This is a genomic window from Mesorhizobium helmanticense, from assembly GCF_003034915.1.
Taxonomy (GTDB): Bacteria; Pseudomonadota; Alphaproteobacteria; order Rhizobiales; family Rhizobiaceae; genus Mesorhizobium; species Mesorhizobium helmanticense.
The window spans coordinates 19,629-33,008 of the sequence record NZ_PZJX01000024.1 but is presented as its reverse complement, the minus strand read 5'-3'; the positions used below and the strand labels follow the sequence as shown (position 1 = coordinate 33,008).

The following is a 13,380-nucleotide window of genomic DNA, read 5'->3' as shown; positions in this document are numbered from 1 at the left end:
CCGGAAACACCGAACCGCTCTAACTCTTGTTTGCGCAATTCCTGACGGAAAACCGCTTCACACTTTTCCTGGAATTGCTCCACGCAGACTGACGGGCCTCGCGAGGCCCGTCAATACGAGCGCCGGCTCCAGAAATCCTGCGCCGGCACCGCTGCTTTGTCTTACTTGCCCGCCATCTTCGCCAGTTCGGCGGCGTAGGCGTCGACATCGTCCTTGCCGATGATCTTGGTCGGGATGATGATCAGCCCGTCGGCCGGAATGCCCGACTTGTCGCCCTTGAGATAGGCGGCCATCAGCTTCATGCCCTGATAGGCCCATTCGAAGGGCTGCTGGACGACGGTGGCAGCCACCGTGCCTTCCTTGACGCCGCCCAGCGTGATCGGATCGTCGTCGAAGCCGACGACGGTGATCTGGCCAAGCTTGCCGGCGTCGCGCAGCGCTTCATAGATGCGCGGCGTGTTGTAGGAGTAGAAGCCGACCATGCAGGTCACGTCGGGGCTGGCGACCAGCGCGTCCTCGACATTCTTCTTGGCGCGGGCCTGGTCGATATCGTCGCCGCGCACGTCGATCAGTTCGATCTTGGTGCCGGCGAGCCCGTCCTTCATGCCCTGGATGCGTTCCTTGGCATTGTCGGCGCCAAGCAGGCCGACGAAGCCGAGGCACTTGCCGCCATCAGGCATCGCCTTCTTGGCGATCTCGGCCGCCTGCTTGCCGGCATCGACGTTGGACGAGCCGATATAGGCAACGCGCTTGGTCTGCGGGGCGTCGCTGTCGGTGGTGAACAGCGCCGTTTCCGAGGCGATCTTGTTCAGCCCGTCGGTCGAGGTTTTGGGATCGACGGCCGACACCATGATCCCCTTGACGCCCGCGGTGACCAGATCGTCCATCAGCCGCTGCTGGATGGCGACCGACGACTGCTCGGGATATTTCAGCTCAAGATTGTAGTCGGGCAACTCGCCCTGCGCCTTCTTCACGCCGGCTTCCGCCGCCTTCCAGAAGTCGGACGCGCCGTTGACGACGAAGGCCAGCGTCGGCTTGTCCTGGGCGCGCGCGATCGCGCTCGCCGACAGGCCGAGCAGCAGAGCCGCCGCGGCTACGGATGCAGTTCGCATTACAGATTTCATGTTCAACCTCCCATTTGGCACAGTCATTTCTGATCTGAAATTTGTCGATTGCGGCCTGGACGCCTCCTCCTCAAGGGTTGCGGCAGCGAAAGAACGGCGCCACTCCAAGCCGCAAACCGAACTCTAGACACACATTCGACGTTCGTAAATAGTCCGATTTGTCTGACATTTTCGTGATTGTACGGCATCCCTCCCCGGCCTTCTTCCGGCCACTTCGGCACGTCGCACGGTGGTTTCGCAGCGTCCGGCTCGACCCGAGACGGACACGGCGGATTGACACTAGATTGCTTGCGGCTATTAGTAAATAACTATTAGTTATGCGGTTTGAAATCGCCCGCCCGGCGCAAGGAGTCGCGAGCAGCGGAATCGTAGGGGAGGAGGACATTGGCAGTCGACTGCGCTGTTGCAGCGCAGCAAAATTGGGAAAAACCGCGTAGACTTTGTTTACCGCGTGGCGGTCGTCGCACCGTCAGCGCCGCCTGCTAATAATGATCAGCGCACTGCCATTTTCCATAAATGCGTCACGCCGGGCCATCTTGCCGCCACGCGTGGCCTTTGCTTAAGAACAGGCCGGGATTGGGAACCATGCTGCCATGAGCGAACCGACGGATGCCCTCGAAGCCACCAGGCGCCGCAAGCCGGCGGGCAAGAACCCGAAGGGCCGCGTCACCATGACCGACATCGCCAGGGCCGCCGGCTGCTCGCAGGCGACGGTCTCCTTCGTGCTCAACAACACGCCGGGCATCAGGCTGTCGCAGCAGACCCGCGAGCGGGTGATCGAGGCCGCGCGGGCTCTCGGCTATGCGCCGCCCGCCTTTTCCGCGCTGCGTGCCCCCGTCGCGCCGTTCGAAGGACTGGATGGGGTTATCGGTTTCGCCGTCGACCAATTGGCGACCAGCCCCGAGGCGGTGGTCGCCATCGAGGGGGCGCGCCAGGCTTCATGGAACGCCGGCAACGTGCTGCTGGTTGCGCAGACGATGGGCGATGCCGTCATGGAACCCCGCGCCATCGCGGCGCTGACCAAGCGGGGGATTTCGGCGCTGATCTACATGACCATCTTCACCCGCGAGATATCGGCCCCCGACTATCTCTACGGCCTCGACATCCCGGTCATCCTGCTGAACTGCTATACGTCGGACTACGCCTTCCCCGCCGTGGTGCCGAGCGAGATCGCCGGCGGGCAAAGCTCGACCCGGCACTTGATCGGCCATGGCCACCGCCGCATCGCCACCATCACCGGCGAGCCCTGGATGCAAGCGGCGCAGGACCGGCTGAAGGGCTACCGCCGGGCGCTGGCCACCGCCGACATCCCGTTCGATCCGGAGCTGGTGGTCGAAGGCGACTGGTCGGCAAGTGCGGGCTATGCGGCGACCGTCAAGCTGCTCGCGCTGAAGGACCGGCCGACCGCCATCTTCTGCCAGAACGACCGCACCGCGATCGGCTGCTATGAGGCGCTGAAGGAAGCCGGCCTGCACATCCCCGGGGATATCTCGGTCGTCGGCTACGACGACGAGGAGATCGCCCGCCATCTGTTCCCGCCTTTGACGACATCGATCCTGCCGCATATGGCGATGGGGCAATGGGCGATCGAACAGCTCGAGATCCCCGCGCCGCCCGGCAGGGGCCGCTATCCCATCACCAAGCTCGAATGCCCGCTGGTCGAACGGGAGTCGGTTGGCGCTGCGGCGGGCTGACCACGCATTCGCTTGGTCTGACAATACGGCGGCCTGTCATTTTTTTTCGGCGGCCGGCCAGCGCTGCGGCCAGCCGGCCTTGGCCGGCGCAGTAAATCGCGAAGTGTCAAGGGCGGACGCGGCGCCAATGACGGGCGGGTAGAGCTAGCCGGCCGGCTTCATGAAATCGTGGCGACGTGCGCGAACATGCGCCAGCAAATTCGTTTCGTTGATGACGCCGGCTTGGAAGAGGGTCAGCGTGGTCGAGGCCAGAACCTCGCCATCGATTGAGGTGCTGTACCATTTGGCGTCAGCGGTTACCTGGTCGATTACCCTTTTGCACATCGCGCGATCTTCAGGTCTCAGAGCCTTCCCCCTATTTCATGATGTAGTCGCGAAAGACAAACACTCGTTCCACGGCTTGTGGCCCAAGGGCGAAGCAGCGGCCCGGCTCCTGTCAAACGGGATGGAGCCGGGCCTTACCGGAGGGGCTTTGCGGGGGGCTCCGGCTGGCGAAGATGTATGCGTCAATGCTAATATCGGCGAAGCATTCAAATGAAGGATGGCGGAGCCCCGCGCTTACCTCGAGTTGACGAACTGTTCCGCCGGCGGCGCGGGCCAGGAGCATCCGAAGCCGGTCGGCCCGCCGAAACGCGCTGTTAACACCGTTTGCGGGTGACAGATGCCGGCCGCAGTTCCAAAGTGTAGGATGCCGCCTGCTGTCAGCCGCGGAGGCGAAAATGAATTTCCTTCGGATTGCGCTCCTGTGCACGGCCATGATCGGCCTGGCAGGGATGCCGGCCGTTCGCGCCGAGGATCAGCCTGTTGCACAGGACAGCGAAATCACGAAAGAGCAGCCGCCAGTTCATTGCGAGGGGCAGAACTGCCTCCCGCCGGCAGATGATCCTGTCGAGGAGTGCACCGGGCAAGATTGCACGGCGGCTCCGCTGATTGAACAGACACCGTCTCCACTGATCGAACAGGTCAACTGAGCCTACCGGGCCGTGCCGCCGCCCCATTGACGTGCGTTTTCTTTGCGCCTCACGGCTTGCTGCCGATCACGGCGGCGGGCGCGTCGAACTAGGGCCGCCTACGCGGCTTGCACGATTCCGCTAAGAACCACTTATGAGCGGCAGCCAGGCTGGCCCGGTTGGCTGGTGTCCGGCACAATACTAAAGGAATTGCTTGACTTTTTGCGCGCCTGCGATACTAAAGCATATGCTTGACCAATCGCCGCAGCTCGACCGCGTCTTCCACGCGCTTTCCGACCCAACGCGGCGGGCTGTTCTTGATCGGCTCACGCAAGGTCCCGCGTCAGTGAGCGAGTTGGCCGCGCCTTTCGAGACGACGCTGGCGGCTATCGTCCAGCACGTGCAGGTCCTCGAGGCGAGCGGCCTCATCTCTACCGAGAAGATTGGCCGAACGCGGACGTGCTGCGTCTCCGCCGAAGCGATCGGACGCGCCGAGCAGTGGCTCAGCGCGCGCCGGGAGATCTGGGAAGCACGGCTCGACCGGATGGAAGACTATATCCTCGAGTTGCAAACAACGGAGAAAAAGCGTGGCAAGCGAGCGCATCGGAAGTAATTCGCCCCTCGATTCGTGGGCACTCGATCGCGAGATCGTTCTCTCGCGCGTCATCGCCGCACCGCGCGAACTGGTGTTCAAGGTATGGACCGATCCGCAGCACTTGCCGATATGGTTCGGGCCAGAAGGCTTCAAGGTCGAAACTCACGAGATCGATGTTCGCGTCGGCGGCCAGTGGAGATTCGTCTTCGTTGGTCCCGACGGCACGCGCTATGACAACCGCATGGTGTTCCTGAAGATCGAACCGCCACACCTGCTCGAAATGAACCACGGCGCCGATAAGGATGACGATCCAAACCAATTCAGAACTATCGTTACCTTCGACGAGCAGAGCAATGGGAAGACTGTCGTCACATTGCGTCAGCTGCATCCGACCAAGGCGCATCGCGATGGCGGGATCGGATTTGGGGCCGTCGAGTTAGGCTATCAGACCCTCGACAAGCTCGCCAGACACGTCGATGCCCTGAAGGGCTGAAGCAGAGGAGTGATGCAGTGAGACGTTTGGTGGTTTGGAACGTGATGTCGCTCGACGGTTATTTCGAGGGTAGGAGCCCGTGGGACCTCGGCTTCCTTGAGACGGTCTGGGGAGACGAGTTGGAGGCGTTCTCGCTCGAGCAGGGCCGGGAGATCGGCACGCTGCTTTTCGGACGGCGGACCTATGAGGGCATGGCCAGTCACTGGGCCACAGCGACCGGTGCGGTGGCCGACATGATGAACTCGGTCGAAAAGGCGGTAGCGACCCGCACGCTCGACAAGGCGACGTGGAACAACACGCGGCTCCTGAAGGGTGATGCGGCCGAGGCGGTCAGGGATCTCAAGGCGGAGGACGGCAAGGACATCTACGTGTTCGGCAGCGCGGATCTGCTCGCCTCGCTCCTTTCCGCCGGACTCGTCGACGGACACCGCGTTTGCGTCGCCCCGATGGTGCTGGGCGGGGGCAATCCCCTCTTCAAGCCGCAGGACCAGCAGGTCAAGATGCGCCTAGAAAGCGCGCGCCCGCTCAAGATCGGCGGGATGATCCTGACTTATGCAGTGGGCGGGTAGCGAACGGGCCGCGGCAGGTCGCGCGCGCCATTGACGCCGCGAAGCGCCGAAAGCCGCCTTGTCTCCGACGGGCTTGAATCATCATCGCATCAGGGCGGAGAGGACGGCGGCATTCGGCGGAAAATGGCGCGCCCGAAGAGATTCGAACTCCTGACCCCCAGATTCGTAGTCTGGTGCTCTATCCAGCTGAGCTACGGGCGCGCAACAGGCCATGCTCTGCATAGCCCGCGATCCGATCCTTAACGACCGGCCGCGAATGTGGAGTGTTCCCTAGCGACTGAATTTCCGAAAAGCAAGCCGATCCGGCAAAAGTTTTGCGGTTCGCCTCATGGCCTGCTCTTTGCTCGGCGCAATTCCCGACGGAAAGCCGTTTGCGCACCTTCCCCCGAAATTGGTCCGGATCAGGGAATGCTGGGGATCAGGCGGGACGGCGCAGACCGCTGCGGGCCTGGTCGAGCCGGACCGGCTGGTCGGGAATGGTGACCGCGAAGGTGGTGCGGCCGCCAACGCTTTCGACAAGCTCCACCGTACCGCCATGGGCGCGGATCAATTCATGGGCGATGGCCAGGCCAAGACCGGTGCCGCCGCTGCGGGCCGACCCGCGGAATGCGGCGAACAGGTTTTCGCGCGCCTTCGGCGGCAGTCCGGGGCCGGTATCGGTGACGATGATGCGGCTGACGCTGCCCAGGCGCTCGGCCGACACCGCCAGCCGGCGCACCAGGGCGCTCTCCTGGTCCGCCGCCATCGCCTGCAAGGCGTTGCGGCACAGATTGGTGAGCACGCGAAAAAGCTGGTCGGAATCGGCGTCGACCTCGAAGGCGAGCTCGACGGCATTGACGAATTCGATGCCCTCTTCGATGTCGAGCAGGCCCTGCACGTCCTCGACGAGTTGGCGCAGCCTGACGCGGCGGCGCGAAGGCGGCGGCTCCTGCGTGCGGCCATAAGCGAGCACGCCTTCCGAATAGGACACCGCACGATCGAGCGCGCGCAGCAGTTTCGGCGCGAAGGCCTGCACCGTCGGATCCCTGACCTGGCGCAGCCGGTCGGATATCAGTTGCGCCGAGGCCAGGATGTTGCGCATATCGTGGTTGATCTTCGACACGGCGAGGCCAAGGTCGGCAAGGTGCTTCTGCTCGGAGAGCATCTTTTGCAGCCGCTCCTGCATCTGCGAAAGCTCACGCTCGGCGACACCGATCTCGTCGGAGCGCTCGGCGGGGCGAATGATCCGGCCGGGATCGTCCGGCGCCTCAGAGAAGGACAGCATCGAGCGCGTCATCGTGCGGATCGGGCCGATCATGATCAGGTCGATGGCGGCATAGACCAGCATGGCGGTGAACAGCGAGATCAGCAGGGAGACGAAGGCGACGTTGCGCGAATAGATCAGCATGGCCTTGCGCAGGCTGTGATCGGGCATGATCAGCTCGAACTCCTTGTCGCTCTCGCCCACCGGCCCGAACACGCGCAGCATGCGATTGCCGCCGAAAAACAGCGTGTCGAGGGCGCCGGTCATGCCGCTGAGCATGCCGACATTGGCGATATCGATATGCTCGTCGACATGCGGCGGCATCTCGGCAACGACCAGAAGCCGCGAGACGCCGCCGTCGCGCACGGCGATCGCCTTGGCGCCGATCGCCATCAGCACATCGTTCTGGGCGGCGCGCGACAGCGAGGCGGGGTCGCCCTGCACCAGCACGATCGACACGGCGGCAGCCGTGCCCAACCTCTCCTTCAGCCAGCTCACCCGGTAGCTGGCGATCCAGGGCAGGAAAATAAGCACTTCGGCCAGGAGCACGAAGACGATGGTGAGCAGCAGCAGCTTTGTCGACAGGCCACGCGACAAGGGCACCGTGCGGGGAGGCACGGCACGCGCCGCCGTTCCGGCGGCGGTCTTCGCCGGATCGACCCGTTCATCCGCGGTTGGGACTTCACTCATGCTGCTCTTGTCTTCACGATCGCTTGATCACCCGAGATTAGGGGATTGCGGCTTTTTTGCCAAATTCATCCTTCGTCGAAACATCGCACCGGAACTTCAAGACTTCGACCGTCGGCCTGACGGCACCGGATTGACTTCCAAAATCCTTCTTTCTATAAGCCCGCTCACGCTCGGGCCATTCGTCCCGGCGCGGTTTCGATCGCGCCAAAACCGGCCCGGCAGAGCTCCTGTTACAGAGTGACAGAATCAAGAAGGGCCGCACCCCGCGGTATTAAAACAAATGAAGCGTACCTACCAACCGTCCAAACTCGTCCGCAAGCGCCGGCACGGTTTCCGTGCCCGCATGGCCACCAAGGGTGGTCGCGGCGTCGTCGCAGCCCGCCGCAACCGCGGCCGCAAGCGGCTCAGCGCCTGAACGGAAGACGAGATCGTTGCCCGCCACCGGCAAGCCAGTGGGACCAAATCCCAAGCGGCTTCTGAAGCGCGCGGAATTCCTGGCCGTCCGGCGTGGTGAAAAGCGCCGCGGGCGGCTTTTTCTCGTCGAGGTTCTCGACCGCGGCGACGAACTGTCGCCGCGCGTCGGCTATACCGTCACCAAGAAGGTCGGCAACGCCGTGGTGCGCAACCGCATAAGGCGGCGGCTCAGGGAAGCCGTGCGCACGCATGCGGCCGATGACATGGCGCCTGGCAATGACTATGTCATCGTCGGGCGCGAAGACGTGCTTGCCATTCCGTTCGGCCAGTTGAAGGCCGAACTCTCCCGCCGATTGCGCGGAACACGATAGGCCAAGGGCTTTCGATGGAAAACAACCGGAACTTCTTCATCACCATCGCGCTGTCGGTGCTGATCCTGACGCTGTGGCAAGTGTTCTACATGAACCCGCGCGTCGAAGCCCAGCGCGAGGCGGCCCGCATCGAGGAGCAGCGGGTGGCGGAGCAGAAGAAGGCGGCCGAAGGCGCCAATCCCGGCGGCGCGGGAACGCCGGCGCCGCCGCCGGGCGCCATTCCCAACGCGCCCGGCGGCGAAGTGGTGACAGCGGCCGGCCGCGATCAGGCGCTGGCGGCGACCAGCCGCGTCAAGATCGACACGCCAAGCCTGGAAGGCTCGATCAACCTTACCGGCGCGCGTCTCGACGATATAAAGCTCAAGCACTACACGGAGACGGTCGACAAGAACTCGCCCGAGATCGAACTGCTCAATCCGTCGGCGCTGCCCAATGGCTATTTTGCCGAGATCGGCTTTGTCGGCAACGACAAGACAGGCGCGGTGCCAGGTTCGGACACGGTGTGGACCGTCGACGGCAATGCGACACTGACGCCGTCGAGCCCGGTGACGCTGACCTATTCGAACGACAAGGGCCTGACCTTCAAGCGCACCTTCTCGGTCGACAACGACTATATGTTCACGGTTTCCGATACGGTGCAGAATTCAGGCGCCGCCGCCGTCTCATTGTTCAACTATGGCCGCGTCACCCGTTTCGACAAGCCGTCCGTTGCCAGCATCTATGTGCTGTTTGAAGGCCTGATCGGCTTCACCGGCGAGGAAGGCCTGCAGGAACACAAATACGCGTCCATCGAAAAGGACAGGGAATTCAAGCCAGGCAAATCGACCGACGGCTGGCTGGGCATCACCGACAAATACTGGGCGGTGACGCTGGTGCCGACCGAGAAGCAGCCGTTCCAGCCGCGCTATGCCTATTTCGAGGATGGCCGGCACCGCTATCAGTCCGACTTCCTGACCGACCCTATCAATATCGACGCCGGCCAGTCGGCGACCGTCGAGACCGAGGTCTTCGCCGGCGCCAAGGAAGTCGGCAAGATCAATGCCTATGCCGAGGACCGCCACATCAAGCGGTTCGACCTGTTGATCGACTGGGGCTGGTTCCACTTCATCACCAAGCCAATGTTCTGGCTGATCGACACGCTCTACAAATTCTTCGGCAATTTCGGCCTGGCGATCCTCGCCACCACCGTCATCGTCAAGGCCCTCTTCTTCCCGCTCGCCAACAAGTCCTACGCGTCGATGGCGAACATGAAGAAGGTGCAGCCCAAGATGCTCGAAATCCGCGAGAAATACGCGGACGACAAGATGAAGCAGCAGCAGGCGATGATGGAGCTCTACAAGACCGAGAAGATCAATCCGATCGCCGGCTGCTGGCCGGTGGCGCTGCAGATCCCGGTCTTCTTCGCGCTCTACAAGGTGCTCTACATCACCATCGAAATGCGACACGCACCGTTCTTCGGCTGGATCCAGGATCTGGCCGCACCCGATCCGACCTCGATCTTCAACCTGTTCGGCCTCATTCCAATCACCTTGCCGCACATGCTGATGATCGGCGTCTGGCCGCTGGTCATGGGCGTGACGATGTTCCTGCAGATGCGCATGAACCCGACGCCGCCGGACCCGACGCAAGCCGCCATCTTCACCTGGATGCCGGTCATCTTCACCTTCATGATGGCGGGTTTCCCCGCCGGCCTGGTCATCTACTGGGCCTGGAACAATACGCTTTCGATCATCCAGCAGGGCGTGATCATGAAGCGCCAGGGCGCCAAGATCGAGTTGTGGGACAATCTGGTGGCGATGTTCCGCAAGAAACCCTCGCCCGCGGAATAGCGGGCGCCCCGATCCTATATCGAATTTGCGAAACCCCGGCTCGTCCGGGGTTTTTGTTGTCGGCGATCACATTTCGCCGGCGGCGAAACTTTGGCTTGCCATGTTGCGTTGCTGCTCCATCGCCATACCACGGTGACGGCTTCCGGCGCGCTGGCGCCGGTGTTTGGGAGGCCGTGCCGGCGACCGGGGTCCCGTCATCCTTCGCGGGACCCCGGTTGAGGTTCCGAGGCCTTGTGCGGCGGCGACTTATCCAGACGCATAGGCTGGAACGCGCTTCCGAAGCATTAGTCCACAACCGCGCTGTGATCGACCTTGGCCGGGGTCGAAGGCTTGCGCAGCAGCAGAACCAGCGGGATGGCGGCAAGCGACAGGATCATCATCAGCTTGAAGTCGTTCATATAGCTGATGATCGTCGCCTGCAGCGTGACCACGCCGTCGAGCGCTGCGCGGCCGGCGGCGCTGTAAGGGTTCATTGCCTCGGAGATAGCCGGGTTGCTGAACGCCTGATTGTAGGGCGTCACATAAGTGGCGATGTTTGCATGGTTGATCTGCACGTTCTGCGTCAAAAGCGCAGTGACGACCGATATGCCGACGCTGGAGCCGATGTTTCGCGACAGATTGTAGAGCCCGGTTCCTTCCGCGCGCCGCTCCGGCGCCAGCGTGGCGAAGGTGATGGTGGTGAGCGGAACGAACAGGAAGCCGAGCCCCGCGCCCTGGATGAAGCCGGTGCTGATGATCGTCCATTGCGACACGTCCGGGGTCCAGCCGGTCATGTCGTACATCGCCCAGGCGGTGACCAGCAGGCCGGTCAGCAGCAACCAGCGCGTATCCACCTTGCCGACCAGCCTGCCGACCAAAAACATGCAAGCCATGGTGCCAAGGCCGCGCGGCCCCATGACGATGCCGGCCGTCACCACCGGATATCCCATCAGCGTCTGCAGATAGGGCGTCATCAGGGCCAGTGAGGCCAGATAGGTGATGCCGATGATGAAAATGAAGACCATCCCGACCGCGAAATTCCTGTCGAGGAAAAGCCGGGGATTAACGAATGTATTGCGGGCGGTGAAGGTGTGGACGAGGAAGATGTAGAAGGCCGAGGCGCAGATCAGCGCCTCGACGATGATCTCGGATGACGAGAACCAGTTGAGCTGCTCGCCGCGATCGAGAAACATCTGCAGCGCCGCGATGGTGATGCTGAGCATGCCAAATCCCAGCCAGTCGAGCCTTGCCTTGAGGTCCGTCTTGGTTTCCAGCACGAACATCGACACGCCGGCGAAGGCCAGCATGCCGATCGGGACGTTGATGTAGAAGACCCAGCGCCAGCTGACATTTTCGGTCAGCCAGCCGCCTATGACCGGTCCGAGCACCGGTCCGACCATGACGGAGACGCCGAACAGCGCCATGGCCGAGCCGCGCTCTTCGACGCTGTAGATGTCGAGCAGGATGCTTTGCGAGAGCGGCACAAGAGCCGCGCCGAACAGGCCCTGCAGCAGGCGAAAGCCAACGATCTGCGGCAGCGACTGCGCGAACCCGCAAAGCACGGACGCGACGACGAAGCCGGTGATCGAGGTCAAAAGAATGCGCTTGCGGCCGAAACGATTGGCAAGGTAGCCGGAAGGCGGCGTCATCACGGCGGCCGCGACGATATAGGAGGTGAGCACCCAGTTGATCTGGTCGGCGCTCGCCGACACGCTGCCCTGGATATAGGGAAGCGCCACGTTGGCGATGGTCGTGTCCAGCGCCTGCATGATGACGGCAAGGATGACGCAGGCGGTAATGGCGCCGCGATTGGCGACCACCGATGCGCCATCCGTCGCCGACGCGCTGGTCATGACTTCTGCTCGAACCTGTCGATGAGGTTGGTGACGAAGTCCGGCAAGCCGCGCGCATGGCCGGTGTCGATGCCGACGACGACGCTCATTCCGCCTCGCAGCGGCGGCTTGCCCTGGGGATCGTCAACGGTCACGCGTATGGGAATACGCTGCACGACCTTGACCCAGTTGCCGGTGGTGTTCTGCGCGGGCAACAGCGAAAAGCTCGACGACGAAGCGGGACTGATGCTGGCGACCGTGCCATGCCAGACCGCGCCCGGATAAGTGTCGACGCTGATGGTCGCCGTCTGCCCCGGCCGCACATAAGTCAGCTCGGTTTCCTTCGGCTCCGCCGCGATCCAGAGATCGCTCGCCGAAACCAGGCTGAACGCCGGCTGCGACGCCGGCAAGTACTTGCCGACCTGGAGCGCGTCGACGTTGGTGACAATGCCGTCGAACGGCGCCTTGACGACGGAATCGCCGAGGTTGCGCTGGGCGTCGTCCACGGCCGACTGGGCCTGGAGGTAGAAAGGATTCTTCTCCACCGGCTGGTTGGCGTCGTCGCCGAGCTGGGCAAGCGTCGCTTGAGCCTGGGCCTTGGCCACGGACACCTTTTGGCGGGCGGCAACAAGGTCATGCTGGGCACTGTCGAAACTTGCCTTGGAGGCGGTGGAGGTCTTGAGCAGATCTTGCTGACGCTGGAAGGCTGCCTCAAAATAGGGAATGTCGGCCTCGGCCTGCTCGATCTGCGCCAGCGACTGCTGGTAGCTCGCCTGCAAGGTCAGCACCTGGTTGCGCACCGTGCCCAGCTGGGCCTGGGCTGCGGCGAGAGCGGTTTCGAAGGAAGCCGGCCGCAAGCGGAAGAGCACCTGATCCTTCTTCACCGCCTCGTTCTCGTGCACGTCGATCTCGGTGACAGTACCGGAGACGTCGGTGGAAACGCCGAGCGACTGGGCCTGGATGTAGGCATTGTCGGTGGTCATGACCTGGCCGCCGACAACGTAGTAGTAGCCGCCGACGGCCAGCGCCACGGGGAGCAGCGCAAAAAGGATCGGCCGCGTCAGGCTGCGCCGGGGCTTGACCGGAGCGGGAGGCGCCACGGTGACCGTGGCTTGCCGCGGCTGCGGGGACGGAGCCTCGAGTACCGCCGGCTCCAGGGCAACCGGCGCTTCCAGCTCGTCATCGTCGATGACCGTGTTGGCCCGCCTCTGCTCGCGTTCGCTGTCCAGCCGGATTATCTGGTCGCTCGCCCGATCCGCGGAAGGTTCCCCGGCCGGCTTCTTTGGTGAGGTTGATTCAGCCATGTATTTTCTCCCAGTCGGCGGCTGGCTGGACGCAAGCCTCGGGCAGATTGAACTTGATCAGGGATAGGGTTTGCAGCTGATACTGGTGGGCGTCGGAGGCGCGCGAACGCTGCTCAAACCGCTTGCTGGGCAGGCGCGCGACATCGTGCAGCACGAAGCTGATGTTGGGTGTTGAGGACATGGCAGGGATATTGGAGTCGGCTAGCAACTTTTCGTGAGCATGCTTATTATCATCATGCACATAATCCTGCTGGACGCGGTGTGCAAGATGGATTAGGCCGCCTGGAGCAAAT

At 63.0% G+C, this 13,380-nt stretch carries 14 protein-coding genes and 1 tRNA gene; 8 read left to right on the top strand and 7 right to left on the bottom strand.

Features of this window, described 5'->3' with window-relative positions:
• Positions 1-161: 161 nt before the first annotated feature.
• Entirely contained in the window at positions 162-1,124 is a 963-nt protein-coding gene (locus C9427_RS09875; protein WP_107649237.1) for a sugar-binding protein, read from the bottom strand.
• Between the two features lie 593 nt (positions 1,125-1,717).
• On the opposite strand from C9427_RS09875, the gene C9427_RS09870 reads away from it, so the two are divergent.
• Complete coding sequence (locus C9427_RS09870) at positions 1,718-2,818, top strand: LacI family DNA-binding transcriptional regulator (protein WP_167434301.1); 1,101 nt, start codon at positions 1,718-1,720, stop codon at positions 2,816-2,818.
• A 144-nt stretch (positions 2,819-2,962) separates the two neighbouring features.
• On the opposite strand, the gene C9427_RS09865 is transcribed toward C9427_RS09870, so the two are convergent.
• Complete coding sequence (locus C9427_RS09865; protein WP_107648997.1) at positions 2,963-3,142, bottom strand: hypothetical protein; 180 nt, start codon at positions 3,140-3,142, stop codon at positions 2,963-2,965.
• A gap of 395 nt (positions 3,143-3,537) precedes the next feature.
• Here C9427_RS09865 and C9427_RS33780 point away from each other — a divergent pair, with 395 nt between their 5' ends.
• From C9427_RS33780 to C9427_RS09850, 4 genes are all read left to right on the top strand, one after another.
• The gene (locus C9427_RS33780; protein ID WP_146172529.1) at positions 3,538-3,789 is read left to right on the top strand and encodes a hypothetical protein; all 252 of its coding nucleotides are present in this window, start codon (positions 3,538-3,540) and stop codon (positions 3,787-3,789) included.
• Positions 3,790-4,015: 226 nt separating this feature from the next.
• Positions 4,016-4,381: an ArsR/SmtB family transcription factor gene (locus C9427_RS09860; RefSeq protein ID WP_107648996.1), complete on the top strand. Its 366-nt coding sequence runs from the start codon at positions 4,016-4,018 to the stop codon at positions 4,379-4,381.
• On the top strand, positions 4,356-4,856 hold the full coding sequence (locus tag C9427_RS09855; protein WP_245437043.1) for an SRPBCC family protein: 501 nt from the start codon (positions 4,356-4,358) through the stop codon (positions 4,854-4,856). Before C9427_RS09860 ends, C9427_RS09855 begins: the two co-directional genes overlap by 26 nt.
• A gap of 17 nt (positions 4,857-4,873) precedes the next feature.
• Positions 4,874-5,425 carry a dihydrofolate reductase family protein gene (locus tag C9427_RS09850; RefSeq protein WP_107648995.1) on the top strand — a complete coding sequence of 184 codons (552 nt, stop codon included), beginning with the start codon at positions 4,874-4,876 and terminating at the stop codon, positions 5,423-5,425.
• Between the two features lie 124 nt (positions 5,426-5,549).
• On the opposite strand, the gene C9427_RS09845 is transcribed toward C9427_RS09850, so the two are convergent.
• Positions 5,550-5,626 (bottom strand) — tRNA-Arg (locus tag C9427_RS09845).
• A gap of 217 nt (positions 5,627-5,843) precedes the next feature.
• The gene (locus C9427_RS09840) at positions 5,844-7,358 is read right to left on the bottom strand and encodes a sensor histidine kinase (RefSeq protein WP_107648994.1); all 1,515 of its coding nucleotides are present in this window, start codon (positions 7,356-7,358) and stop codon (positions 5,844-5,846) included.
• 280 nt (positions 7,359-7,638) lie between these two features.
• Between C9427_RS09840 and rpmH the strand changes: the two genes are divergently transcribed.
• The 3 genes from rpmH to yidC are packed head-to-tail and all read left to right on the top strand — an operon-like array spanning position 7,639 to position 9,972.
• Complete coding sequence (rpmH, locus tag C9427_RS09830; protein ID WP_008833937.1) at positions 7,639-7,773, top strand: 50S ribosomal protein L34; 135 nt, start codon at positions 7,639-7,641, stop codon at positions 7,771-7,773.
• 16 nt (positions 7,774-7,789) lie between these two features.
• Complete coding sequence (gene rnpA, locus C9427_RS09825; protein WP_097573941.1) at positions 7,790-8,143, top strand: ribonuclease P protein component; 354 nt, start codon at positions 7,790-7,792, stop codon at positions 8,141-8,143.
• A gap of 14 nt (positions 8,144-8,157) precedes the next feature.
• Positions 8,158-9,972 (top strand): membrane protein insertase YidC, encoded by a 1,815-nt coding sequence (gene yidC, locus C9427_RS09820; RefSeq protein ID WP_107648992.1) that lies wholly within the window; start codon positions 8,158-8,160, stop codon positions 9,970-9,972.
• Between the two features lie 284 nt (positions 9,973-10,256).
• Here the strand turns inward: yidC and C9427_RS09815 are convergent, their stop codons facing one another.
• Genes C9427_RS09815 through C9427_RS09805 form a run of 3 tightly spaced genes read right to left on the bottom strand, consistent with a single transcriptional unit; the run spans position 10,257 to position 13,328 of the window.
• Positions 10,257-11,804, bottom strand: coding sequence for a DHA2 family efflux MFS transporter permease subunit (locus C9427_RS09815; protein ID WP_107648991.1), 1,548 nt, complete (start codon positions 11,802-11,804; stop codon positions 10,257-10,259).
• Positions 11,801-13,087 carry an HlyD family secretion protein gene (locus C9427_RS09810; protein ID WP_107648990.1) on the bottom strand — a complete coding sequence of 429 codons (1,287 nt, stop codon included), beginning with the start codon at positions 13,085-13,087 and terminating at the stop codon, positions 11,801-11,803. The genes C9427_RS09815 and C9427_RS09810 overlap by 4 nt, the downstream gene beginning before the upstream one ends.
• Positions 13,080-13,328 (bottom strand): hypothetical protein, encoded by a 249-nt coding sequence (locus C9427_RS09805; protein ID WP_245437042.1) that lies wholly within the window; start codon positions 13,326-13,328, stop codon positions 13,080-13,082. The genes C9427_RS09810 and C9427_RS09805 overlap by 8 nt, the downstream gene beginning before the upstream one ends.
• Positions 13,329-13,380: the final 52 nt, after the last annotated feature.

What these genes read in the sequence shown, in the direction of transcription:
- C9427_RS09865 (WP_107648997.1), bottom strand. Translation starts at nt 3,142, where the DNA reads ATGTGCAAAAGGGTAATCGACCAGGTAACCGCTGACGCCAAATGGTAC.
- C9427_RS09840 (WP_107648994.1), bottom strand. Translation starts at nt 7,358, where the DNA reads ATGAGTGAAGTCCCAACCGCGGATGAACGGGTCGATCCGGCGAAGACC.
- C9427_RS09875 (WP_107649237.1), bottom strand. Translation starts at nt 1,124, where the DNA reads ATGAAATCTGTAATGCGAACTGCATCCGTAGCCGCGGCGGCTCTGCTG.
- yidC (WP_107648992.1), top strand. Translation starts at nt 8,158, where the DNA reads ATGGAAAACAACCGGAACTTCTTCATCACCATCGCGCTGTCGGTGCTG.
- C9427_RS33780 (WP_146172529.1), top strand. Translation starts at nt 3,538, where the DNA reads ATGAATTTCCTTCGGATTGCGCTCCTGTGCACGGCCATGATCGGCCTG.
- rpmH (WP_008833937.1), top strand. Translation starts at nt 7,639, where the DNA reads ATGAAGCGTACCTACCAACCGTCCAAACTCGTCCGCAAGCGCCGGCAC.
- C9427_RS09810 (WP_107648990.1), bottom strand. Translation starts at nt 13,087, where the DNA reads ATGGCTGAATCAACCTCACCAAAGAAGCCGGCCGGGGAACCTTCCGCG.
- C9427_RS09870 (WP_167434301.1), top strand. Translation starts at nt 1,718, where the DNA reads ATGAGCGAACCGACGGATGCCCTCGAAGCCACCAGGCGCCGCAAGCCG.
- C9427_RS09815 (WP_107648991.1), bottom strand. Translation starts at nt 11,804, where the DNA reads ATGACCAGCGCGTCGGCGACGGATGGCGCATCGGTGGTCGCCAATCGC.
- C9427_RS09860 (WP_107648996.1), top strand. Translation starts at nt 4,016, where the DNA reads ATGCTTGACCAATCGCCGCAGCTCGACCGCGTCTTCCACGCGCTTTCC.